Raw genomic sequence first — 23,621 nt, 5'->3', positions numbered from 1 at the left:
GCGCGAGACAGCCGGTCGTGGGCTTGCCGCCATGATCCAAGCTGCTACATGTCGATGTTCCCGCGACGGGAACATCGATTGACATCATCGGTTCGAGCGAGCATGATTGCATGAGAGTTTTAAGCAGGCGGCCGCTCGTGGAGCACTGGTCGACACCGCAGCGGGAGGACTCGGAGGAGCCTCTGAAGGCCTGGTACGCGGAGGCCATGGCCGCCGCATGGAAGACGCCGGCGGATGTCAAGGCGAAGTACAAGAGCGCGAGCATCGTGGGCGACAACCGTGTCGTCTTCAACATCGCGGGCAACAAGTATCGGCTTATCGTTCACATCAACTACCAGTTGCAAATCGTCCTGGTGAAGTTCGTCGGGACGCACGCCGAGTATGACGAAGTCACTGCCGAGATAGTCGGTGGAGGAAAAAAATGACCATGGTATCCGTAGCGCCGTTGCGCAACGACGAGGACTACGAGAATGCTCTGGCGCGCATCGAGGTCATCATCGATGCGGAGGTTGGAACGCCCGAGTCCGACGAGCTCGACGTGCTGTCCGTCCTCGTGGAGAACTTCGAGAAGTCTGCCTATCCTATCGAGGCGCCGACGCCGATCGAGGCGATCCGCTTCCGCATGGAGCAGGGCGGCCTGTCTACGCGCGACCTCGAGCCCATACTCGGATCGCGGTCGCGCGTCTCGGAGGTCCTGAATGGCAGCCGTGCGCTGTCGCTGGACATGATCCGCGCGCTCACTCGCCATCTCGACATCCCGGCCGAGTCCCTGCTGGGCGAGGACGAGGAGCCGCGACCGGTCGCAAGGCTCGCCAAGCCGGTCGAGGAGAAGCTCTCCGCCTGGGGCATCCTGCGGGCTGGGGAGCAGCTGGGCGAGATGCTCCGCCGGGCGCTCGACGGCGCTCCGTCGCTGGCGATGCTGCGCCAGACCCGCACGGACAGGACCAACGCGAAGACGGACCCGGCCGCGATGCAGGCGTGGTGCGCGGCCGCTCTGCTCCGCTCCCGGGAGAACACGGTGCGCGGCAGCTTCGACCGTCCGGCACTCGAGGCGTCCATGCGGACCATCGCCCGGCTGAGCGCCCTGGAGGACGGTCCCTCCAGGGTAGAGGCGACCCTCTCCGATCTCGGCATCTCGTTCGTGGCGCTGCCGCATCTGCCCGGGACGCATCTCGACGGCGCGGCCATGCTGCGCTCCGACGGCGTTCCGATGGTCGCGATGACGCTACGCCGCGATCAGGTCGACAACTTCTGGTTCACGCTCATGCACGAGCTGGCGCACGTCCGGCTGCATCTCGGGAACGCGACCCCTGCCATCCTCGACGATCTGGACATCGGATCGTCCACCCGCATCGAACGCGAGGCCGACAGGCTCGCGGAAGATACCCTGATCCCTCCCGGGCTCTGGGCGGACTTCGACAAGGGGGAGTTCACCAGCAGGAGGGACATCGAGGGGCTCGCAGGGGAGGCCGGGGTGAGCCCCGCCATCGTCGCCGCCCGCTGGCGAATGGTGAACCGCAACTACCTGCGCTTCTCCAAGATGCTCGGACACCGGACGGTCCGTTCCCAGATGCGGGACTGGCCGGTTGCCGAAAGGGCGATCTGAAATTGCGACGCCCGACTGCGAAGGCATGGGCTGACGCGTGACGGCAGGCAGCACGACGATTCCGCCGATCGATCGTGCTGAAGCCCCTCCCGATCGCGGCGGCACGATTAGAGCGCTTCTGCAGGCAGGAAGAGCCAGGTCCAGGCTCAGCCAGCGCTACGGAACGAGCAGGTCCAGGCCGCAGGTCCGATCGGCCCGGCGACGCTGACCGTACTCGGTTCGAAGTGCACGGTGAGGGACCGCTCGTAGACGTCGTTCGGGTCGTCCAGCGTCGGCGATCCCGCCGTGTCGTCGCGATCGACGAAGGGCGCCACCAGCCTTCCCGTGAAAACGAGGTAGCCTCGCGCCTTGAGCAGCGGCGCGTTCTCCCTGGCGACTGCCAGCTCGTATTCGGCCTGGTAGCTGCCCTTCAGGCAGTCCGATCGCCTGTCGCTCAGAGCCGATCCCAGATCGACGTCATACTCGATCTGAACCGAGGATCGGACGGTCGCGCTCACGCCCATGCGGGTCTTCGACACGTAGCTGCCGGTGCGCTTGACGTCCCGCCAGACGTTCTGGTGACGGGAGAAGGTGCCTGCGAAGACCTGACGCTCGGCATCATACCTGAATGGAGCGTCCTCGTTGTCGTCCAGCGGCTGGCAGACCACCAGCTCCCGGTCCTGGTTCAGCGCGTCCTCGAGCTTTCGGCGACGGACGCCGAATTCCGCCTCCGTCTCGTACTCGCCCTTCTCGAGTGCGATGCGAGTGCGCATCGCGTCCAGGGTCCATGCAAGAGTCTGGAAGCTCGAGCGTTCGCATGCCGCGAACAGGCTCTCGCCGTCCCGACGCTGGTTCACTGCGATGGCGAGAACGAGATCCTTGACCGGATCGGCCTTCGTCGCCGCCCGCGCCGAGGATCTCGCCGGAGTCCGGCGTTTCTGGGCTTCGGCTCCCGGAGGCGCCGCCGAGACGACAACGGCAAGTAGCGCGGCCGCGATCGCCGCGATGCTGCCGCAGGTGGAGCGGGAAGAAGGGATCATCTTCCGGTCTCGCCCAGGAGCTTGGCCTTGGCCGCCTGGAACTCCCCGTCGGTAAGCGCGCCGGCAGCCTTCAGCTCCGCCAGCTTGCGCAGCTCGTCGCCCAGGGACCCCTGACGTGCCGGCTCGCCCGGCGGAGTGGCCGACGCCTGAAGCTGGGGCGGCGCCGGCGGAAGCATGTTGGCCGAGCCCGTGCACTGACTCGACACCAGGTCGTACTCCCTTGCCGAGCCCATGTCGGAGAAGAGGACGTTTCCGTCCGGATCCATGACGACGACGAAGGCCGTCGAGCCGGTATAGCCCCCCATCCGGTTGCGCGCATTGACGAGGCCGCAGGTCCAGTAGCCCTCGATGCGCTTGCTGAGGATGGGCTTCCAGGATCCGTACAGGAAGCCGCGCGGCCATTCGATGCGGGCGGATTCAGGATCGACGAGGCGTGCCCGCAGCACCTCCTCGCCTTTCCGGCGGAACGCAGCCCAGTCGGGCTCGGATCTGGCGAACAGGTCGGCGTCCCCGGGCCATCGCATGGTGAGGGCGACGAGCTCCTGGAAACGCGCGGCGCCGACCTGCTGGGACATCGACGCCTCGGACACACGGAGCTGCTGAGCCAGCCGCCGGCGCGAGGGCGGCATGTACGTCGCATCCTCTATGGCCATCCTGAGCGCGACGAATTCCGCCTCGGCGACGACGCGCGCGTCCGGCTTGCGGCCTAGCGCAAGACAGCGTGCCCGCGCCAGGGCGCCGCCGGCCCCGAAATCGAGCGGACGGCCGAAGGTGGCCGCGCAGTCGTCGAACTTGCCCGCAGCGGCCTGATCGAGACCCGCAACGTAGGCTTCCATGATCGGCCGGCTATTCGTGCAGACGATGCTGACCTCGGTCCGGGCCTGTCCGCGCCGGACTGTCGCGGGGATGGTGGCGCCTGGCGCGACCGAGCGCAGGATGCCGATCGTCGCCGCGATGTCGCCATGGGTCACGTCCTGACCGTTGAGCGACTCGAGCCGATCTCCTGGAAGCAGCGAGGAGCCGCGGGAGGCGCGGACCACCACGTTCTCCCCCTGGAGCTCGGCGCCCGTCGCGCAGCGGTCCTTCGGTTCTCCCAGCGCCCTGAGCCCCGCTGCTGCGGACTTCGCTTCCGCCCGAGCCTTGTTTCTATCCTGCGCGCTCGCGCCCGACGCCACGAGCACGGCGCAGACCGCCAAGGCGGCGGCGCCCTTTCTAAGCATTGCTGAAGACCCCCGTCTTGCCGCCATCTCGCGGCGCGCCGCTCTTCGCGAGCGCGGAGCTATGCTGTCAACGCCGGATCGATCCCATCTGGCAGGAAGAAGGCTCCATTAACCACGAAGCTGGCGCGTGCGTCGACGCTCAGGACCATCTACCTGCCTCGGTAGGGGTGCCTTAGCGCCGACGAACGTGCCACGCTTGGCAGGCTCGACGAAGACGTCGTCCGTGCATGAGGAGCGCCTGACATGGCCGAGATTATTGCGGATCTCATCGTACGTACGCTGGAGGAGGCCGGCGTCGAGCGGATCTGGGGCGTGACGGGCGACAGCCTGAACGCGCTGAACGAGAGCCTGAGACGCTTCGGAAACATCGAGTGGATGCACGTCCGCAACGAGGAGGTCGGTGCCTTCGCGGCCGGCGCCGAGGCGGCGGCCTCGGGCGGGCTCGCGGTATGCGCGGGCAGCTGCGGCCCCGGCAACCTGCACCTTATCAACGGCCTCTACGACTGCCACCGAAGCCGTGTCCCCGTGCTGGCGATCGCCGCCCACATCCCTTCGTCGGAGATCGGGCTGAGCTACTTCCAGGAGACGCGTCCCACCGAGCTGTTCCGCGAGTGCAGCCATTTTTGCGAGATGGTGCAGGACGCAGGACAGATGCCGGAACTCCTGCACCGCGCCATCCGGACTGCGATCGGGCGGCGCGGCGTCGCCGTTCTCGTCGTGCCGGGGGACGTGGCTCTGCAGCCGGTCCGTTCGCCCGCTAGCGGGCGCCTGGCTACGCTGGCGCCGCCCCGCATGCTCCCGAACGAGGCAGCCCTGGACGAGCTGGCCGGTCTGCTCGACGGCTCCGAGGCCGTCACCATGCTGTGCGGTGCGGGCGTCGCCGGCGCGCACGACGAGGTGGTCGCCCTCGCAGGGGCGCTGCAGGCGCCCATCGTACATGCCTACAGAGGCAAGGAGTGGATCGAGTACGACAACCCATACGACGTGGGCATGACCGGACTGATCGGGTTCTCCTCGGGCTATCACGCCATGATGGAGTGCGACACGCTCCTGATGCTCGGCACGGACTTCCCCTACCGGAACTTCTATCCCACCGGGGCGAAGATCGCGCAGGTGGATCATGATCCGTCCTCCCTCGGTCGCCGGGTTCCGCTGGACGTCGCGGTGCTGGGCGACGTGAAGGAGGTCGCCCGAGCGCTTCTTCTAAGGATCGGCACGGGCCGGGACGAAGGCTTTCTCCGCCGTGCGATCGACCACTACCGCAATTCGAGGAAGGGACTCGACGATCTCGCGACGCCGAGGGCCGGCGACCGGCCGCTGCACCCGCAGTTCGTGGCCCGAATGATCGACCGCGTCGCGGCGCCGGACGCCATCTTCACCACCGACGTGGGCACGCCTTCGGTGTGGGCGGCGCGCTACCTCACCATGAACGGAAGCAGGCGCCTCATCGGCTCGTTCAATCACGGCTCCATGGCGAACGCGATGCCGCAGGCGCTGGGAGCGCAGGCGGCCGCGCCGGGGAACCAAGTGATCTCGATGTCGGGCGACGGCGGCCTGGCCATGCTGATGGGCGACATGCTCACCGCAGTGCAGATGAAACTGCCGATCAAGATCGTCGTCTTCAACAACTCCTCCCTGGGATTCGTCCAGCTCGAGCAGAAGGCGGCCGGGTACGTGGATGCGAACGTCGCACTCGCGAACCCCGACTTCGGCGCGGTCGCGAACAGCCTGGGCTATCTGGGTATCAGGGTGACCCGCTCGGACGAGCTCGAGTCGGCACTCGAGACGGCGTTCGCGCACGACGGACCGGCGCTCGTCGACGTGGTCACGGAGACGATGGAGCTCGTGGTGCCGCCGAAGATCAGGGCGGAGCAGATCAAGGGCTTCAGCCTGTACGCGGCGAGAGCGGTCATGAGCGGGCGGGGGGACGAGCTTGTCGAGATGGCCCGGGCGAACCTGCTTCGCTAGCTCTACGATCGGAGGCTCGGCAACCCGGTTAACGTGAACGCCGCCGTTCGACGGTCGCGAACGAGCTGCCGGCGCGTCGCAAGCTGCGATCTACGCGCGAGACCGCGCATCGCATTGCTGCCGGTCTGGCCGCCCTAAGCCATTCCCGTGCCAAGGTCAGGTGCCGCCGATACCCAGGTACGTGTTGTCCGCACGCCCGGGTTCAGCCGAAAATCCGGCATGGTCGCCAGCACACGAGCAGCAGATACCGGTCCGGAATACGTCTTCGCCGACGACGAGCGTCCGACCACGCTCGGGTCGCCGTACCTGCCGCGGCATACGTTCCCGCACCGGATCTGCTATCTGATCATCGGGCTGTTCTGCGGCGTGACGTCGAACCTGACCAACTCGCTCGTCACGGTGAACCTGGGGAGCCTTGGCGGCGGGTTGGGTGTGTACGCTGCTGAGGCGGCTTGGCTCCCGGCGGTCTTCGTCGCCTTCAACGCCACGGCGAACCTGACCCTGATCAAGGCGCGCGCGCAGTTCGGCATCGCGCCGATCTCCAACCTTCTCCTGTCTGCGTACGCCCTGGCGCTGGTGGCCGAGCTGCTGTGGCCGGGCTTCGCCCTGACGCTGGCCGTCCGGGCGCTCGCCGGTCTCGCGATGGCCGGCCTGGTGACGCTCGGCATTTACAACATCATACAGGCCTTCCCAGCGGCCACGCGGCCGATCGGCGTCCTCATCGGCATCAGCGTTCCCCAGCTCGGACCGCCGATCGCGAGGCTGTTCCCGGTCGAGGCGCTCGCGCTCTACGGCTGGTCGGGTCTGCATCTAGTCGAGCTCGCGCTCGTGCTGACCGCTCTTGCGGCGACCAGGGCGCTACCGGTGCCGCACGGAGACCGCGTGCGGACCTTCGAGCCGCTAGATGCCGTCACGATCTGCCTGGTCGTACCCGGAGCCCTGCTCGTCTGCGGCGTGCTTAGCGTGGGCAGGTACGTGTGGTGGACCGACGCTTCCTGGATCCGCAGCTCCATCCTGGCGGCCGTGCCGCTGCTCGCATGCGCGTTCGCGATCGAGCACGTGCGGACGCGACCGCTGGTCCAGACGCGCTGGATCGGCACGGCCGAGATGCTCGGCTTCGCCATGGTCGCCGTCCTCGTGCGGCTTGCGCTGGCGGAGCAGACGTACGGCTCGGTCGGGCTTCTCTCGCTCGGAGGTCTGATCAACGACCAGATGCACTTGCTGTTCGTGCTGGTACTGGGCGCGATGGTCGCGGGGATAGCCGTGGCCGCCGCGATTACCCGGCCGGGCCGCATCCTCAAGGTCGTGCTGGCCGCGTCGCTCGTCATAGCCCTCGGTGCCTGGCTGGACACGAAGGTAGGCGACCTGTCGCGGCCGAGGCAGCTCTATGCAAGCCAGATGCTCATCGGCTTCGGCACGATGCTCTTCATGGGACCGTCGCTTCTGCTCGGCTTCGTGCGGGCGCTCCACCGCGGCGCCGATCACGTCATCACCTACATCGTGCTGTTCAGCACCACGCAGAACGTGGGCGGCCTGGCGGGCGCGGCGCTGCTCGGCAGCCTACAGGTGGTCAGCTCTCGCGAGAACGTCGTCGGCATCGGGGAGCGGCTGACCACGGCCGATCCCCTCGTCGTCGACCGGATCCGCAGCTACTCGGCGGCCGCGGCGGTCCAGGGCGGAGACGCGGCTCTCGCCGGCCAGCGGGGCGCCGCCATGCTCGGGCAGGCGGTGACGGGGCGCGCGAACGTGCTCGCGTTCGTCGACGTCTTCTGGTTCGTCACCCTTCTGGCACTGGCCACAGCTTCGCTCATCGTCCTCATCTCGGTCGTGCGGGGCAGCGAGGCTCCCTCGGGAGCGACGCCATGAGCGATGCGCCGGCCGCCGCCACCCAGCAGGGCACGTGGCTCCCGCCGCCCCGCGGGCGAGCGTCGGTGGCGCTCACGCTCGCCCTCGCGGCGCTCGCGATGATCGCACTCGCCCGAGCCTGGCATGTCGCCCCCTTCTCGCAGGACAGGGCGATGACCGAGAACGCGAGCGTCAGGGGGCGGACCACCGTCATCGCGCCGCAGGTCAGCGGCTATGTTGCGGAGGTACGGGCGAGGGACTATCGGGAGGTGAGGGCCGGTGCGGTGCTGGCCGTCATCGACGACCGCATCTACAGGGCCCGTGTCGATCAGGCTCGCGCGAACCTATCGGCAGCCATGGCCAGCCTCGCCAACTCGGACCAGGCGCATGCCTCGCGGATCGCCGGCGAGCGCAGCCAGTCGGCGGGAGGAGACAGCGCCCGGGCGCAGCTGCGCAAGGCGCGCGCCGACATGGTCCGGATCGACGATCTCGTGTCGGACGGATCCGTCTCGATGCGGGAGCGTGACCAGACGCTAGCCGCGCTCGCTCTGGCGGAGGCGCAGGTCCGCCAGTCCGACGCGGCTCGCGAGATCGCCACGCAGGACGTGCGGAGCGTCGTGGTCGGCAGAGCCGGTCTGCAGGCGCAGGTCGAAGCCGCCCGCGCTCAGCTTCGGCTCGCAGAGATCGACCTCTCCAACACCGTCATCCGCGCACCCGAAGACGGCCAGCTCGGCGAGATCGGGGTAAGGCTGGGGCAGTACGTGACGAACGGCACCCAGCTCGTCTCCTTGGTCCCTCGGGATCGTTGGGTGATCGCGAACTTCAAGGAGGAACAGGTCGACGGGATAAGGCCGGGAGACCGCGCCGTGGTCTGGGTCGACGCGATGGCTCGTCGCGCCTTCGCCGGGAAGGTCGAGCTGCTGGCGCCAGCCGCAGGCTCCGAATTCGCCGTGATCAGGCCCGACAACGCGACCGGAAATTTCGTCAAGGTGCCGCAGCGCATCGGCGTGAGGATCGTCCTCGACCCCGGGCAGCCGGGCGCGACGAGGCTGATGCCGGGGATGTCGGTCGAGGCTAGCGTCTGGCGGCGGCCATGATGAAAGGGGCGGCTCACATGCCGCTGCTGCTGCTGCTCTGGGCGTCAGCATGCGCCGGACCCAGGCCGCCAGTCCCGCAGGGCGCGACGATCGTCCCGCCCGCGGCGTGGCGGGAGCCGCACGCGGGCGGCCCGCCGATCGACCCGAGCTGGTGGCGGAATTTTCAGGACTCCCGCCTCGACGCGCTGGTCGGCCGCGCGCTCGAAGACGACGACGACATCGCCATCGCTGCGCAACGTGTCGAGGAGGCGCGGGCGCAGCTGGCACTCGCGCGCTCGCAGCAGCTGCCGGCGATCGATGCGGCCGCGTCGCCGGGCACGCAGCGATCCGTCAGCGCGTTCGGCGCGGGGGCCGACCAGTCGCTGGTGCAGGGACAGGTCTCGCTGAGCTACGACGCCGACCTCTTCGGCCGGCTACGCGCCGGCTCCGCCGCAGCCCGGGCGCAGCTGCTCGCGACCGGGGCCGCCCGTGACGGCGTGCGCCTGGCCGTGCAGGGGCAGATCGTGACGGGCTACGTGTCGCTCGTGGTCCTGGACGCGCGTCTTGCGGTACTCCGGCAGACGCTTGCCGCACGGAGCGATGCTCTCAGGATCGCAAGAAGGCGGTCGGAAGCCGGCTACGCGCCCCGTCTCGATCTCGCCCAGGCCGAAGCCGATTACCGTTCGACCGAGCAGCTCATCCCTCCGGCCCGGTCGGCAATAGCGGCCCAGGAGAGCGCGCTCTCCATCATGCTCTCGCAGCCACCGGGACCTGTCGACCGGACGGCAGCCCTGGACCAGCTTAAAATTCCTCCGGTCGCGCCGTCGCTACCCGGGGAGCTCCTGCGCCGCCGCCCTGATGTCGTCGAGGCGGAGCAGACGCTTGTCGCTGCGGACCATCGTCTGGACGCCTCGAGGGCGGCCCTGCTCCCGACTTTCCGGATCTCGGCCTCCGGGGGCGTCGTCGCCTCGTCTCTCCTCGCCACGCCGGTCACGCTCTTCTCGCTTGGCGGAAGCGTGCTCGCACCGTTGTTTCAGGGTGGTCGGCTCAGGGCGCAGCGTGACGTCGACGCAGCCAGGAGGGATCAGGCCGCCTACGCTTACAGGAAGGCCGTTCTCGGCGCGCTGCGCGATGTCGAGAACGGCCTCGCGCGAGCGAGAGACCTGACGGATCAGGAAGCCGCACTCGAGCTGCAGGTCGAGGCGCAGCAAGTGTCGCTGCAACTGGCGACGAAGCGATATCGCTCCGGCTATTCGCCCTTCCTGGAACAGCTGGATGCCCAACGGTCGCTCCTCGCCGGGCAGCTTGCACTCGTGCAGGTCCGAGGCGACCGCCTGAATGCCGCGGTCGCGCTCTACCAGTCGCTCGGCGGGGGATGGCGTGCGGAGGAGGCGGAGCTTCGGCGTGAGCCGAAATGAGGTTCTGCTCAGGAAGCTACCCTGGGCCGACGGCTAGGCGGAGGTTTCGGGCTGGAGGATCCGGCGCATGCTACGTCGCAGCGCGGCGAGACACGTCAGATACGAAACAGCTGCCCTGAAGCTGCGAGTGTGGAACCAGGAAGCTAGCGCATGCGAGCTGTCTAATGCGTTCATCAGCCGTGCGCGCTCGACGGCCTAGGTCACGAACCCTGATCGAGCAGTGCTCGCAGGTAGACCGCGCCCCCTTCATCGGACCCGAAATGATGGGCTAGATCGAGTGCGTCGTCTTCCATGGTGACCTCGAAACCATCGCCCGCCACATCTGCAAGCATCCTCACGGCCGTTCCACGCGCCTTGCTCTCGAGCTCGAGCATCTGCTCGTGGGCGGCAGGAACGAGCTCCGTCAGCATGTCCGATATCTCAGGGTCGTAATCGGAACTGGCCGCGATCGAGAAGACGCCCTGCCGAACCCCATCCATCACCAGAGCGACGCAGGCCGAGTGCCAGCTGAAATCGTGCCCTTCAGCGTCGAAGTCCACGTGAGCGAAAGCGGTGTTGCGCAGGTGTCGGATCTTGCCATGCATCTCGGCAAGACGGGCATCGAACCTGGGAGCGAATGAACCCCTTTCGCCCCTTTGGGCGGCGGTCGACGTCGCACGTGCATACCAGGATAGCGCACTATAGAGCAGCGACTGCCGCAAGGGTCTCACCACGCTATCCGGCAACGCTTGCGGGTCAAGGTCGGCGAGGACCTTCAGCGCGTCCGCTGCATGTTCCAGGTCCACCACGCAGGATGCCACCCGACGGGTTCGCTCGATGACCTTGACCAGATCTGGGCAGGCAACCTGGTCGTTCAGCCGCGAAGCGACGCGGGCGAGATCTATGGCGATGGGCTGGTCAGGTGTCGGTTCTTGCATGAGTGCGAGCTAGCGCGAGATTGTTGACGAACCCTCTCTTCAGGCGGAGTCGACGGAGCGTCGGGATGCGCTCCGCTCGGGACATGCTGGACACGTAGTCGGACTAAGCGTGGACGCCCCGCGCAGCGTCGGTGTGTTGCGGCCGCACGAGGCGGGTCCGCCTTGTTCGGCAGGCTGCTTGTGCTGGCCTCACGGATCCGGTGGTTGGCGTCACCTGGCCGAACGCCAAGGTCGACTGTCCTTCTCTTCCAGCCGAACTGCGCCGTGACGCTTCACTTCAATAATTGAAGTCGCTATGTCGCTGCCATGAGAACCAAGTCGTTCGTGGGCATGCGATGCTCGATCGCCGGCTCGCTCGAGCTGATCGGCGACCGCTGGGCGCTGCTCATCGTCCGCGACCTGCTGATGAGGCCAACCCGCTTCGAAGATCTGCGCAGCAGTCTCGACATCCCGCCCGCGACGCTCGCCACGCGACTGAAGCGGCTCGAGGAGGCCGGGCTTGTCGTCCGGAGCCGCTACCAGGAGCGGCCTCCGCGCGACGAGTACCGTCTCACGCCGCAGGGGCGCGACCTGTGGAAGGTGAGCATCGCGCTGCGGGAGTGGGGTGATCGCTGGGACACGTCCGGATACGGCGCTCCCACGATCGTCGTCGCGGATCGCGAGACGGGGAGGCCGCTCGAACTGGCGATGGTCGACCGCGAGACTGGCGAGCGCGTGCCGCCAAGCCGCATAGAGCTGCGCCCGGGACCTGGCGCCGTCGAGAGCACGCACAGGCTTCTCGCCTCCCGGAAAGGCGCATCCAGGTGATGAAGCGCGAGCATTCGGAGCGCGCACGACCGCGTCGAGCACGATCGCGCCGCATCCGACGCAAGGCATCCGGCAGCGGCTCGGGATGCGATCGTGGCGCAGGCAGGTGCGCAGTTGCGAGCATGCGGCAGCGGCGTCGCCGACCGGGCCTTCTGAGCGCATGTCCGCCTCGAGCCCTGGACACCGATCCTGACTACTGCCGGCAGTACGGAGCCAATCGATGAAGGCATTCGCAATCGGCAGCTACGGCGATGCGCTGCGGCTCGTCGACGTCCCGGAGCCCGTCGCGCGCGCTGGGCAGGTTGTCGTGGAGGTGGAGGCGGCGAGCCTTAACCCACTCGACGAGAAGGTACGCGCAGGTGATCTCAAGATGCTGGCGAGACACAGGATGCCGCTCGTCCTGGGCAGCGATCTCGCCGGCAAGGTCGTGGCCACGGGACCCGGCGTGTCGCGCTTCCGCGTCGGGGACGAGGTGTTCGGCAAGGTGGACCTCATGCGGATCGGCACGTTAGCGGAGCGTGTAGCGGTGAGCGAGATGGAGCTGGCGGCGAAGCCGCGTGGTCTCTCGATGGAGGGGGCGGCCTCGCTGCCGCTCGTAGGCCTGACCGCGTGGCAGGCGCTCGTGGAGCTGGCCGACGTCCAGCCCGGCCAGAAGGTCCTCGTGCATGCCGGGTCGGGTGGCGTCGGTACGATTGCGATCCAGCTCGCCCGACATCTCGGCGCCAGCGTCGCTACGACCGCAAGTACCTTCAATCTCGAGCTGATGCGGTCGCTGGGAGCCGCAGTCGCCATCGACTATCGCGCCGAGCACTTCACCCGACTGCGCGGCTACGACCTCGTCCTTACCTCGCTCGACACCGACATCCTCGAGCGCTCCCTCGGCGTACTGCGCCGTGGCGGCAGGCTCATCTCCCTCTCCGGTCCGCCCGATCCCACCTTCGCGCGGTCGATCGGAGCCGGCTGGGCTGCGCGCCAGATCATACGCGCAAGAAGCGCCCGGATTCGTCGTCACGCACGTCGACTTGGGATCGAGTACTCGTTCCTTTTCGTACGCTCTGACGGCGAGCAGCTCGCACGCATCGCGGAGCTGGTGGAAAACGGGGCCATCAGGCCGGTGCTGGACAGGGTCATGCCGTTCGAGCGAGCGCCCGACGCCCTCGCGCTGCTGGCTCAGCGTCGAGGTCCCGGCAAGATCGTGCTCTCCCGCTCCAGCCAGGTGGCGCAGGCCGCAGGCTTGTCGCAGATCTCGCCTGTGGCCGACCTCCTGGGCAGGCTGAACGCCATTGAGCCGGTCACTCGTGTCCCGGCGGCGCGATGATCACCAACATTTGGCTTTCGAAGTGGCACCCCGCGCCTTCGCCGACCAGGACAGGGGACGTGCGATCGTGAGCGGGAGCGGAGAACTGAATGGACGCATCCAAGTTCCTCCATTGCCGATCGCACCGTCCGACGCGCACGACGAGTACGCGGACTCCCTTCCGCAGCTGGTGCTGAAGGCCGACGGCGACGGCGCCATCGTCTTCCTGAATCGCAGGTACGAGGAGCTTACCGGCGACGACCGGAACACGGCCGTCTCGGATCGGCTCTGGCGAAGGAGGATACATCCCGACGACATCGCGGGACTGGAGAGCGCGCTTGCCGCCATCACGGCATCGCCTCCGGACGTGTACGCGGAGTTCCGACTGCTACATGCCCAAGGGACGTTCAGGTGGATGCGGCTCGCCGCGCGCATGGGGCATGGCCGGCACGGTCGACCGCTCTGGCATGGGGTCGTCTCCGACATCCAGGCCGAACGATCGGCAAGACGGGAGCTGCACGAGATGCGTGGGCTGCTGCGCGGCAAGGCGGGGGAGCTGGCCACTATTGAGGAGCGCTACTCGAGCCTCTTCGCCATCAGCCGCATCGCCTTCGCGGAACAGGACATGTCCGAGGCGTCCCTCATACTTCGTGAACTGAGAAGCGCGGGAGTGGAAGACCTCGCGGCCTACGTGGCGGAGCATCCAGACGTGCTGGCGCGCTGCGTCGCGGGCGTGCGGACCGTCTCGGTCAACGAGGCCTGCATGCGGATGCTGGGCTTCGACGACGTGGATGGCGCGGTCGATCGTCCCGTCGACGGGACTGCCGAGGACATCCAGGCGGTCCTCCTCCGCCAGTTCGAGATGATCTTCTACGGCTGGGAAAGCGTGGAGGGTCGGGTCGTCCTGATCGGTGCCGGTGGCCGGCGCGTGCCTGTCTTCTACTCGGTCACCCGGCTCGGCGACGAGCGTCAGCTTTCCAGCCTAATCGACATAAGCAGCCAGGAGGAGATCGAGGAGATGCGGCGGGCGGCGCGGGAGGAGCTCGCGCGCGCCAGCCGAGTAGCGACCGTCGGCGCCTTTTCCGCGTCCATCGCCCACGAGCTGAACCAGCCGATCGCCTCGGTGAGCATGGACGCCGGAACGGCGCTCCGCTTTCTGAGGCGCGCCGAACCCGACGTCCAGGCGGCGATCCGCCTCCTGGAGCGGGTGTCGGCTACGACCGAGCGGATCGGCACGATCGTCAGGCACACGCATGACCGGATCCGCGGGGGGAAGCAGGATGTCCGCAGGATCGATCTCGTCGAGCTGGCGAGAAACACCTGCGCGCTGGTCGAACGGGACATGCGGGTAGGCGGCGTCAGCCTGAAGCTGGAGGCGGCCGAGGTCCCGCCCATCGAGGGCGACTTCGTCGACCTGCAGCAGGTTCTCATCAACCTGATCAACAATGCGCGCGACGCGATGGTCGGGGAGGAGCGACCCGACAGGACCATCACTGTCGGAGTGCGTGGCGTCGGCGAGCATGTCGAGCTCTCCGTCGCGGACGTCGGTCCCGGCATCGCGCAGGACGACCTCGAGCGGCTCTTCCAGCCGTTCTTCACGACCAAGAAGGACGGAGTGGGGCTAGGTCTCCAGATCTGCCTCGCTACGGTACAGCGCCTGGGCGGGGAGCTGGTCGTCAGCAACGGGCAGGGGAGGGGCGCGACGTTCACCTGCAGGCTGCCTGCGCTGCGCGGCTGACGGCGACCTCGAACCCGTGGCCCGACGAAAGAGGAGCCAGCTCGCTTCCTGGATCAGCCGTCCGCCCGATCGATGACGACGCTGAAGCGCGTACCTTCCGCGTCGGACGCGAACTCGATCCGATGTCCTAGCGCGCTGCAGTGACCGTGCACGATCGAAAGTCCCAGGCCGATCCCCTCCCGGCTTCCGTCCGCCTGATAGAAGGCGTCGAAGAGCCGTTCCCGCACGTCGCCGGGGATAACATCGCCATCGTTCGTCACGTCCAGGCGGATCTCGCCCGGCCCGCCGGTCGTGCATACGCGGACGCGGCTGCGTCCGTACTTGAGGGCGTTTCCGATCAGATTGTCCAGGATCGAGCGCATTCGGGCACGATCGGTCCTCACCCGCACCGGGACAGGCGTAATCTCCAGCGTCATGTCGCGCGCCGTCGCCGACTTCTCCCATGCCGCCCGGGACTCCTCCATGATGATGCCGAGACACTGCGGCGACGGAAGCGGTGCGGCTTCGCCGGAGACGCCCGCTTCGACCAGCTGCGAGAGCCCGCTCGCCAGACGCTCCACCTGGACGAGGGCCGCCTCGAGCCAGATCCGGTCGTCCTTCCTCTGGTCACGTGCAGCGACCCTCTCCAGCGCATGCGAGATGATCTGCAGCGGCTGCATGAGGTCGTGTCCGGCAGCGGTCATCACCGAACGCAACGCCCTTTCGGGCGCCGACGTCTCGAGAACCGAGCCGTTCCTGCCAACGCCTGCGCAGCCGGCTGTACCGGCGCCCGTCACTCGATCGGTTCCTGGATCGGCGCTCATCGCGACGTGTCGGCGGAACGGTCATGATCCGCCTTCCAGCGCATCGCGTGCTCGATGCGGCTTCTCACGCTTGGATGGTCGTAGAAGAGAAGCTCCTCCAGGAAGGCCGGTCGGCTTGCCCGATAGTCGGCTGTCGCGAGGACCGCTCTGGCCATTCCGTCCGGTTCCTGGGCAAGTTCGAGGCCGTACCGGTCCGCATCGACCTCGACGAGGCGCTCGGTGGTGTTCACGAGCGGCGTGGTGACGAAGGTATACGCCGCGAAGATCGCAAGCAGGACGGGCAGCGTCCTGGGGTCGGCGAGTGCGGCTTGCGGCATGCCGAGGCGCCGCGCCACCGGACCGAATGCCCGGTCGGTGACGAGCAGTCCGGCGCCGACGACCAGCGTCAGGACGATCGCGAGCAGAATGGCGTGATTATGTCTCTCGTGTCCGAGCTCGTGAGCGACGACCGCCCTCACCTCCGCGACGTCGGCACCTCGTGCGAACATGCTGTCGCTGAGCAGGACCGTCGCCGAGCTCCCGAAGCCGGTGACCGTGGCGGTATACCGGCTGCTCTCCCGCGAGCCGTCGTAGACGAGGACCTCGCCGCCTGGCGCTCCCGTCCGCACGAGCAGCTCCTCGACGGCTGCTTGCATCTTGCCCCTAGGCGCCGGGCGATGATTCTGCAGGAGATGCACGAGGAGAATGGGCTGTACGATCAGGGCGAGGACCAGTCCCATCGCCGCGACAGCCGTGCCCCAGAGCCACCAGCGCGGGCCACCCCGTCGCACCGCCGCGTAGAAGATTGTGAGCAGGGCCGCTCCGGCGACCGACAGTACGAGCGACTGGATCGCGTATCCTGCTAACCAGGCGACGAGCGGCTGATGCGAGAAGCCATAAAGACGTTCGCGGTACCAGTCGGCCGCGGCGAACCAGGGCATTTCGAGCGTCAGGTAGCAGGCGAGGATCGAAAGGCTCGTCCAGAACGCGGCTACGCGGGGTCTGGAAGGCGGCATCAGTCGCGCAGGAAGCAGGCGTACGACGTCGACACGCGCCAGCACGGTGGCGACCGACAGCGCCATCAGCTTGGACCAGAGAAGAAGCCAGTGCGATCCTCTCGTGTACTCCGTCGCGATCATGTCTCGAGCCGGCGGTACGAGCCGGAGGTAGGCCTCTGTAGCCGAGGTCACGTCGATGGCCATCTGTCGGAAGCTCCCGCGGTCGTGCGATCCGCACTCCGGCATCATCGATGGCGCTTCCGAGCGTGGCCATCGCGCGCTCGTATGGCGGGAAGCCCACCTTGGATGCGGGACGACCTACCAAGGTAGTGGTCTCCATACGCAGGTACGTCTGTGCCGCACGTGTACGGAGCCGCTAGCTCCCGCTCCGACAACGACGTGTCCCCGACGCAGAATAAGGTCGCGGCGAGGAGCGATGGCGAACCGCCACACCCGGAAGGCGGTCGCTGCTGCCAAGAGGAGCGTCAGGATGATGATGAGTTCGGGACGAGCACGCGCAGACGGCAGCCTGACCCAGTGATCGTCCACGACAATGCCGCGGCCAGCGTGGGGCTGTCCGGCAAGGGAGACCGACCTTTGACCTATGACTACGTCGTCTGCGGCGCCGGAACAGGCGGGAGCGTCGTGGCTGCAAGGCTCGCCGCCGACTCCGCCGCCAAGGTACTGCTGATCGAGGCCGGCGGAGATGACGCAGGCGAGCAGATCGACGTACCGCAGGCCTGGCTGTCCAACATCGGCTCGCTGCGGGACTGGGGTGTTACGGCGCTGCCCAGCGAGCATCTGAACGGGCGGACGCCGCTGCTGTCGATGGGCCGGGTTCTCGGCGGAGGCTCAAGCATCAACGCGATGATCTGGGCTCGGGGGCACAGGTCGGACTGGGACGGGTACTCCCGGGCCGTGGGCGACGAGGGGTGGAGCTACGACAGCGTCCTTCGCATCTTCCGCCGCATCGAGGACTGGCATGGTGCTGAGGACCGACGCCGTCGCGGCACCGGAGGAGCGATCTTCCTGCAGCCGACGCCGGATCCCGCTCCGCTCACTCGCGCCGTGCTCGCCGCCGCGGCCAGCTCCGGACTGCCCGTCGCCGACGCGAACGGCGTGATGATGGAACAGCCGGGCGGAGCTGCGCTGACGAACCTGCGCATCCGGGACGGCCGGCGGCAGTCGATCTACCGCAGCTACGTCGCGCCGCTGCTGGGCAGAGAGAACCTGACGGTCATGACCGGGGCACTCGTCACGCGAGTGCTGATGGAGGAAGGCAGGGCGACCGGCGTCCTCGTCGACGTCGATGGCGAGACCGTCCGCATCTCCGCCGACGCGGAGGTGGTGCTCGCGCTGGGCGCCTTCCATACGCCCAAGCTGCTCATGCAGTCCGGCATCGGAGATCGGCAGGAGCTCGGCCGTCATGGAATCGACGTCCTGCGGCACGTGCCGGGGGTCGGCCGCAACCTCCAGGACCACGTGCTGCTCCGGGGCTGCACCTGGGCCTCGCCGGAGCCCGTGCCGTTCACGAACAACGGCTGCGAGGCGTCTCTGTTCTGGAGGAGCGATGGCGGCGCGGAACAGCCGGACATCCACTCCCTGCTCGTCGCGGCGGCGGCGGTCACGCCCGAGGTGCAGGCGGCGAGTGGCGAGCCGCTCGCTACCGGATGGTCGCTGTTCCCGGCGCTTCTGCGACCGGCAAGCAGAGGGCGGGTGGCACTTTCCGGTCCTCGGGCCTGCGATCCTGTCGTCGTGGACTGGGGTGCGCTGTCGGAGCCGCGGGACATGGCCGCGCTCGTCGCGGCGGTCGAGCTGTCGAGATCCGTAGGCAACGCCGAGCCCCTTTCCTCCTTCCGCCTACGCGAGTCGCTTCCCGGCAGGCTCGACGGCGAAGCTCTGGAGAACTTCATCCGCAATGCCGCCACGAGCTACTGGCATCAGTCCTGCACGGCCCGAATGGGCACCGACGACATGGCGGTCGTGGATGCGCGCCTTCGCGTGCGGGACGTGAAGCGCCTGCGCATCGCCGACGCGTCGGTCTTTCCCTGGGTCCCGACCGGCAACACCATGGCGCCGACGGTGATCGTAGCGGAACGTGCAGCCGAGATGCTTCAGGCGGACGCCTGATCCTCAGGTTCGACGCATCCGTCTCGATCATCGGCCAGAGCAAGGGGACCGGCGTTCGCTCGAGCTGGGTGTTCGATGGCCGCGCAGCAGAAACTGACGCCCGATCAGGCCGTCCCGCGGCGGGGAAGGTTCCGGCTCACAGAACAGGTGCATGAAGAGCCGAGTCGACGCCGCGGCGGCTCACACCCCCTACCAGCGTCCAGCTTAGATTCCGCGTGGCTATCGAGCAGTACCATGGCGAGCGGCGCCGTCAGCGTGTCGGCGCAGCAGGGTGGGGCGGAATGTCGTCGGAAGCGATCTTGGCAGCAACGGCACTGGGCGCTCTCGCAGGCGCGCTGGTCGTGCGACGCCTGGGTTCCATCCGGAATGTGCCCGACAGCAGTGAAACCGACGACAACCTCCGGCACGTCGCCGACTCCGTACCGCAGGTGCTCTGGCAGGGTCTGCCCGATGGCCGCGTCACCTTCATGAATCGACGCTGGACCGAGATCACCGGCGCGACGGTGGACGAGGGGCTCAGCGACGATGGATGGGCATGGCAGAACTGGTTCCACCCAGAAGATCGGCAGGGACTGCTGGACGACTGGGCCACCGCCCGCGCGACCGGACAGCAGTTCGACTCGTGTCGTCGGCTGCTGCATGCCGACGGCAGCTATCGCTGGCTGCAGGTGAGTGCGCGACCGGTCAGATCCGCCGCGGGCGACATCGTCCGCTGGTACGGCGTCTCCACCGACATCCACGGCGAAATGCAGGCCAAGCTGAGCGTGCGGGCTCTCAACCAGACGCTCGAGCAGAGGGTGGAGGAGCGGACGCGAGACCTCTCCCTCAGCGAGAGCCGCTACAGGTCGATCTTCGAGCGGTCGCATGTGGCTCTCTTTGAACAGAACCTGGACGACCTCTCAGCCGCCCTGCTGCCACTCCACGAGGCCCATGGCGCCATGCTGGCCGCCCACCTGCAGGAACATCCCGAGCGGATCTCGCAGCTGCTTCAGCTGCTGAGAACCGAGGAGGTCAATGCGGCCGCGCTCGACTTCCTCGGCAAGCCTCGCGACACGATCCTGAGGCAGTCGCGACCTGGCGTCGCCGATCCCCGGCCGTTCGCCGAGCTCCTCCAGCTGATCGCAGAGGGTGCGAAGGATCACTGGGAAGGCATCGTAAGCCTGATGGTGGCCGATGGTAGCGTCAGGCAGGCGCTCTGCGGCGTGACCCTCATGCGCTGCTCGACCGGACTCAGGGCGTTCACTCACCTCAGCGACATCACCGATCGCGAGCACACGCGCGAGCTGCTCCTGGAGGCGCGGGAGGAGCTCTCCCGCGCGAACAGGGCGCTGACGGTCGGCGCCCTCTCCATGTCGCTCGCCCATGACCTCGGACAGCCGATCAGCGCGATCGCCATCGATGCGACGGTCGGCGCACGATCGCTTGCCGCCACGCCGGCTGACGCCGACATGGCCAGGAAGGCCATGGACAGGGTGATCTCCTCGGCACGACGTGCCGCGGATCTGCTCAACCGCACCAGAGAGACCGCCACTCGACGAGAGAGGACGGTGGACCTGGTGGATATGGTGGAGGTCAGCCGTTCGAGCGTGGCACTGCTTCAGCACGAGGCACGCCTGCAGGGATGCAGCGTCCTGGTGGAAGAGACGTGCAGCGAGATGAAGGTCGCGGCGGACCGCATGGAGGTTCAGCAGGTCATCATCAATCTCCTGCTGAACGCCCTGGCAGCGAGTCAGGGTTCTCCGACCAACGACCGCACCATCACGTTGAAGCTGAGCGAACGCGGTGACGACGTGTCCGTAGAGGTGCGCGACCGGGGGACGGGGCTGCCGTCGGGCAGCGAGGATCGCATCTTCGATCCGCTGTTCTCGACTAGGCCGCAGGGCATGGGGATGGGACTGGCGATCTGCAGGACAATCATCCAGAATTTCGGCGGCGACCTTGCGGCCCGCAACAATCCGGAGGGCGGCGCCACCTTCGAGTTCACGCTGCCACGCGCGGGCTAGCGTCTCAGTCGGCCCGCCCGCCGCGTCGGGCGGCAGGCCCCCTGGGTATGCGGCAGTCGGCTGAGCGACGCCAGGAAGACGAACAGGACACCGCCCGCTACGGCTGACATCGCCACGTCCTCCAGGACCTGCATCGCGCCGAACGCGGCCGCTACGCAGCCTGCGGTCAGCACGACGACGAACGTCATCGACAGATCTCGACCTGTCTGAGGCATGCGGCGCTCCGAAGTCTGCGTCAGCCACGAGTTCGTAGCCAAGGTGTGACCGGAACGGCGGATCGGCTGGCCGAGGGGAGGAGCGGCGGGGCCGATCAGGGGGCAGGTGGTGCCGTCCCGGTCATCAGCTGTATGCCGCCTCCAACTCCCGCGCGGCAGTCATCAGGAGGTGTGGCACTTACCTTCCTTGGTAGGGGACCTCCGATTCGCGCAACTCCCCAACACTTTCCATAAATGCTTCAGGCACCAAATAGTTGGTTACAACTCAGGGCCAGGCGGTTGCGGCTTCGAGCTTGCCGAGGTTGGAGACGGAATGAGACCGCTCTATGCTGTTGAGGAATTCGGCGTAGATCCCGGTGTTTCCGCTAAACGTCTTTATCTGCGAGAGCAGTGCGAAATAGATCCACTGCAGCATCCAGCCAGCGCGGCTCTGGTGCTCGCGTGGCGGCCCGTAGATCTGCCAGTCGCCGCCCATCCGTTCTCGGAAACCGCGGTGACCCGACGAGAATTCGAAGATGCCGTCGTCGCGAGCAAGCATGAGGCCTTGCTCGATCAGATAGATAATGTCCGGACTAGGCTCATCCGATGCGAGTGCTCGTTTCAGCTCGGGAAGGTTGGTCGATGCGGTTCCCAGCACCAGAATGTAGAGCGGGGTTCGACGCTCCCGCTCCTCAATCCCGACGCCTGATCTGGTATGCATTTTCTTGATCGAGGCGGCGATCTTTCGGATCTGTGCGATCGATCCCGCGCACCTTCCGGCCGCGTTCTTGATCTCGAGTACCGCAACGGCGCTTACATAGGGAAGATAGCCTGCACCATCTTCCTGACGGAAGATCTCATGCGACGTGGTGGCGTCGACGATCATCGCATCGATCTGCGGCGAGACTTCGCGTTCCGCGTCAAAAAGGTACCCGGTGCGCATGCGAAAGGGTTCGGGTAGTCGCTTGCCGACCAAGTCGCGAAAGAGATGTTCAAGTGGCGCGCCCGAATTCGCAATGTTGCCGGTTTCGTGCAGGACACGCCCGCGATCGACAGCGCGCAGAAGATCAGCGGCGAGATTGTCGAATTCACGTACGAGGTCGATCTTCGGCAAGGAGAGCTCCGTGGATCTTCCGGCGCAAGCGCCGGACCCGCCCCTTACGGCAGGGTCGCTGCCCAGGGATAGGATGAGCGCCTCGAACGATCCAGCGTCGTCACGACCTCAGGCCACCGCCTGATGTGCTCCTCCCAGATGACGTTGGCCGCCTCCTCATAGGCCAGCGCCTGGGGATCCTCCATGATGCCGCCGGCCATCTCGTAGAGCGCGATCTCGACGGCCCGTACGGCGTGTACGCCCTGGTCCCAGATCGATTCTCGGTTGAAGCGCGAGAGCTGGGCGACCGTGTTCGCGACGACTAGGCCAAGAATGTGCATTCGGATCAGCGGCGCGGGGTGGCCTTTCTGGCGACGGGCGAGCGCATCCTCTGGTCCGAACAGATCCATGACCGAGAACAGGATATATGCGGCGCCGAAGAGTAGACGCATCCCGGTGGTCGGATTGATATCGAGCTCGCTCCAGAGCTGACTCGAACCGCGGCGACCGATGAACATCGCAGTCGCGAGCGAAGCGAACATGTCGGCGTCGATCTCCAGTGCGCGTTTGCCGTCGGCGGCCTCGCCGGTGAGTGCATCTGCTTCAGTAATCAGCGACGCGTCGAGCGATCGACTGCCAAGATGGCCCCCGACGATGTGGCCGATCTCGTGCGCCACGACGAAATAGATGATCACTTCGACGTAGTAACGGCAGAGCTGAAGAGCCTCTGGTCCGGCAGCAGTCGCGCCATGCGCGTGCAACCACGCGAACGCGTCGCGTCGCGTGCGTCCGGGCGAGCCGTTGTCATCGTGCGGTTCCTTGCCACCGGCGAGGAAGGTCCGAAGCGGCTCGTGAGAGAGCAGGCCTGCAGCAATCGGGTAGATGTGGCCGTACAGTCCCTCGCTGATGACAATGCAGTAGAAGCTCTGGAACCGCGCGACCATCGCGTTCACGGCGGGGGCCGCACTGACGCAATAGTAGACGGGCAGGTCAATCGAACCCTGATGCACGAGGTCAAGCATCGCCAGGTCAATGCCGGTGACGGCGGGCTGGTGGAAGGCATCGTTGATCACGGACGCGAAATCGAGGATCGGCGCCGCGAGTGCAGGCCGCTTCTGGACGATGCATGACTCGACGATGCCCTGCAGCTCCTGCGGGAGGTAATAGGACTCCATCGAGGGTATCGCGGTTGTTGCGTCGGTTTCGTGCATTGCAGCTCGATCAGCTAGGTATGGGTGTACGCCTGTAGTGGCGATGACAGGTGGTTACGAGAGGCCGCGACGGATCGGGCAGAAGCAGACTTTCGCGGTACGCAGCTAGCGCTTCAGTCGAGCGACCCTGACGAGAGCTCCTCGCGCCGTAGGCACACGCACGTGCGAACTCTTCAAGCTGACGCGTGATCTCCTCGACCGACTAGGAAACCGTCGCGCATCTCGCGAAAACGTTCATGGTCGGGCGAGGAAAGCCAGGCTGAGCCGTCGACGAGGTGGCTCAATCGCTACCTCGACGA

19 protein-coding genes are annotated in these 23,621 nt (G+C 67.0%); 11 read left to right on the top strand and 8 right to left on the bottom strand.

Going from position 1 to position 23,621, the window contains the following annotated elements:
• The first annotated feature begins 137 nt into the window (after window positions 1–137).
• Together FHY02_RS13900 and FHY02_RS13895 are read left to right on the top strand one after the other, a co-directional pair.
• Window positions 138–425 carry a type II toxin-antitoxin system HigB family toxin gene (locus FHY02_RS13900; protein WP_221198654.1) on the top strand — a complete coding sequence of 96 codons (288 nt, stop codon included), beginning with the start codon at window positions 138–140 and terminating at the stop codon, window positions 423–425.
• Entirely contained in the window at window positions 422–1,606 is a 1,185-nt protein-coding gene (locus FHY02_RS13895; protein ID WP_183923146.1) for an ImmA/IrrE family metallo-endopeptidase, read from the top strand. Before FHY02_RS13900 ends, FHY02_RS13895 begins: the two co-directional genes overlap by 4 nt.
• 146 nt (window positions 1,607–1,752) lie before the next feature.
• Here FHY02_RS13895 and FHY02_RS13890 read toward each other — a convergent pair whose 3' ends face one another.
• Window positions 1,753–2,625 carry a hypothetical protein gene (locus FHY02_RS13890; RefSeq protein ID WP_183923136.1) on the bottom strand — a complete coding sequence of 291 codons (873 nt, stop codon included), beginning with the start codon at window positions 2,623–2,625 and terminating at the stop codon, window positions 1,753–1,755.
• A complete protein-coding gene (locus tag FHY02_RS22675) occupies window positions 2,622–3,821 on the bottom strand; it encodes an SHOCT domain-containing protein (RefSeq protein ID WP_260172900.1) in 1,200 nt (399 codons plus the stop codon). The genes FHY02_RS13890 and FHY02_RS22675 overlap by 4 nt, the downstream gene beginning before the upstream one ends.
• Window positions 3,822–4,088: 267 nt before the next feature.
• On the opposite strand from FHY02_RS22675, the gene poxB reads away from it, so the two are divergent.
• The 4 genes from poxB to FHY02_RS13865 all read left to right on the top strand — a co-directional run bounded on the left by poxB (window position 4,089) and on the right by FHY02_RS13865 (window position 10,152).
• Complete coding sequence (poxB, locus tag FHY02_RS13880) at window positions 4,089–5,813, top strand: ubiquinone-dependent pyruvate dehydrogenase (protein ID WP_183923134.1); 1,725 nt, start codon at window positions 4,089–4,091, stop codon at window positions 5,811–5,813.
• Between the two features lie 219 nt (window positions 5,814–6,032).
• On the top strand, window positions 6,033–7,679 hold the full coding sequence (locus tag FHY02_RS13875; RefSeq protein WP_183923132.1) for an MFS transporter: 1,647 nt from the start codon (window positions 6,033–6,035) through the stop codon (window positions 7,677–7,679).
• Window positions 7,676–8,755: an HlyD family secretion protein gene (locus FHY02_RS13870; protein WP_183923130.1), complete on the top strand. Its 1,080-nt coding sequence runs from the start codon at window positions 7,676–7,678 to the stop codon at window positions 8,753–8,755. Before FHY02_RS13875 ends, FHY02_RS13870 begins: the two co-directional genes overlap by 4 nt.
• 17 nt (window positions 8,756–8,772) lie before the next feature.
• Window positions 8,773–10,152: an efflux transporter outer membrane subunit gene (locus FHY02_RS13865; RefSeq protein WP_260172899.1), complete on the top strand. Its 1,380-nt coding sequence runs from the start codon at window positions 8,773–8,775 to the stop codon at window positions 10,150–10,152.
• A gap of 200 nt (window positions 10,153–10,352) precedes the next feature.
• Here FHY02_RS13865 and FHY02_RS13860 read toward each other — a convergent pair whose 3' ends face one another.
• Window positions 10,353–11,069 (bottom strand): hypothetical protein, encoded by a 717-nt coding sequence (locus FHY02_RS13860; protein ID WP_183923126.1) that lies wholly within the window; start codon window positions 11,067–11,069, stop codon window positions 10,353–10,355.
• A gap of 330 nt (window positions 11,070–11,399) precedes the next feature.
• Here FHY02_RS13860 and FHY02_RS13855 point away from each other — a divergent pair, with 330 nt between their 5' ends.
• The 3 genes from FHY02_RS13855 (at window position 11,400) to FHY02_RS13845 (ending at window position 14,911) form a co-directional block, all read left to right on the top strand.
• Entirely contained in the window at window positions 11,400–11,876 is a 477-nt protein-coding gene (locus FHY02_RS13855; protein ID WP_183923124.1) for a helix-turn-helix domain-containing protein, read from the top strand.
• 220 nt (window positions 11,877–12,096) lie between these two features.
• Complete coding sequence (locus FHY02_RS13850) at window positions 12,097–13,194, top strand: NADP-dependent oxidoreductase (RefSeq protein WP_183923122.1); 1,098 nt, start codon at window positions 12,097–12,099, stop codon at window positions 13,192–13,194.
• Window positions 13,175–14,911 carry an ATP-binding protein gene (locus FHY02_RS13845; RefSeq protein ID WP_311731838.1) on the top strand — a complete coding sequence of 579 codons (1,737 nt, stop codon included), beginning with the start codon at window positions 13,175–13,177 and terminating at the stop codon, window positions 14,909–14,911. Before FHY02_RS13850 ends, FHY02_RS13845 begins: the two co-directional genes overlap by 20 nt.
• A gap of 53 nt (window positions 14,912–14,964) precedes the next feature.
• Here the strand turns inward: FHY02_RS13845 and FHY02_RS23335 are convergent, their stop codons facing one another.
• The gene (locus FHY02_RS23335) at window positions 14,965–15,714 is read right to left on the bottom strand and encodes a HAMP domain-containing sensor histidine kinase (RefSeq protein ID WP_221198653.1); all 750 of its coding nucleotides are present in this window, start codon (window positions 15,712–15,714) and stop codon (window positions 14,965–14,967) included.
• Window positions 15,711–16,895 (bottom strand): M48 family metalloprotease, encoded by a 1,185-nt coding sequence (locus tag FHY02_RS13835; RefSeq protein WP_183923118.1) that lies wholly within the window; start codon window positions 16,893–16,895, stop codon window positions 15,711–15,713. Before FHY02_RS13835 ends, FHY02_RS23335 begins: the two co-directional genes overlap by 4 nt.
• 393 nt (window positions 16,896–17,288) lie before the next feature.
• On the opposite strand from FHY02_RS13835, the gene FHY02_RS13830 reads away from it, so the two are divergent.
• Window positions 17,289–18,821, top strand: coding sequence for a GMC family oxidoreductase (locus tag FHY02_RS13830; protein ID WP_183923116.1), 1,533 nt, complete (start codon window positions 17,289–17,291; stop codon window positions 18,819–18,821).
• Window positions 18,822–19,036: 215 nt separating this feature from the next.
• On the top strand, window positions 19,037–20,824 hold the full coding sequence (locus FHY02_RS13825) for an ATP-binding protein (protein ID WP_183923114.1): 1,788 nt from the start codon (window positions 19,037–19,039) through the stop codon (window positions 20,822–20,824).
• Here the strand turns inward: FHY02_RS13825 and FHY02_RS13820 are convergent.
• From FHY02_RS13820 to FHY02_RS13810, 3 genes are all read right to left on the bottom strand, one after another.
• Window positions 20,821–21,012: a hypothetical protein gene (locus tag FHY02_RS13820; protein ID WP_183923106.1), complete on the bottom strand. Its 192-nt coding sequence runs from the start codon at window positions 21,010–21,012 to the stop codon at window positions 20,821–20,823. The two genes, FHY02_RS13825 and FHY02_RS13820, sit on opposite strands and share 4 nt — an antisense overlap.
• A gap of 292 nt (window positions 21,013–21,304) precedes the next feature.
• A complete protein-coding gene (locus FHY02_RS13815) occupies window positions 21,305–22,132 on the bottom strand; it encodes a DUF6602 domain-containing protein (RefSeq protein WP_183923104.1) in 828 nt (275 codons plus the stop codon).
• Between the two features lie 44 nt (window positions 22,133–22,176).
• Window positions 22,177–23,322 carry a hypothetical protein gene (locus FHY02_RS13810; RefSeq protein ID WP_183923102.1) on the bottom strand — a complete coding sequence of 382 codons (1,146 nt, stop codon included), beginning with the start codon at window positions 23,320–23,322 and terminating at the stop codon, window positions 22,177–22,179.
• Window positions 23,323–23,621: the final 299 nt, after the last annotated feature.

The organism is Sphingomonas sp. BK069 (assembly GCF_014193405.1).
Classification (GTDB): Bacteria; Pseudomonadota; Alphaproteobacteria; order Sphingomonadales; family Sphingomonadaceae; genus Sphingomonas.
This window is presented reverse-complemented; position numbering and strand designations above follow the sequence as displayed.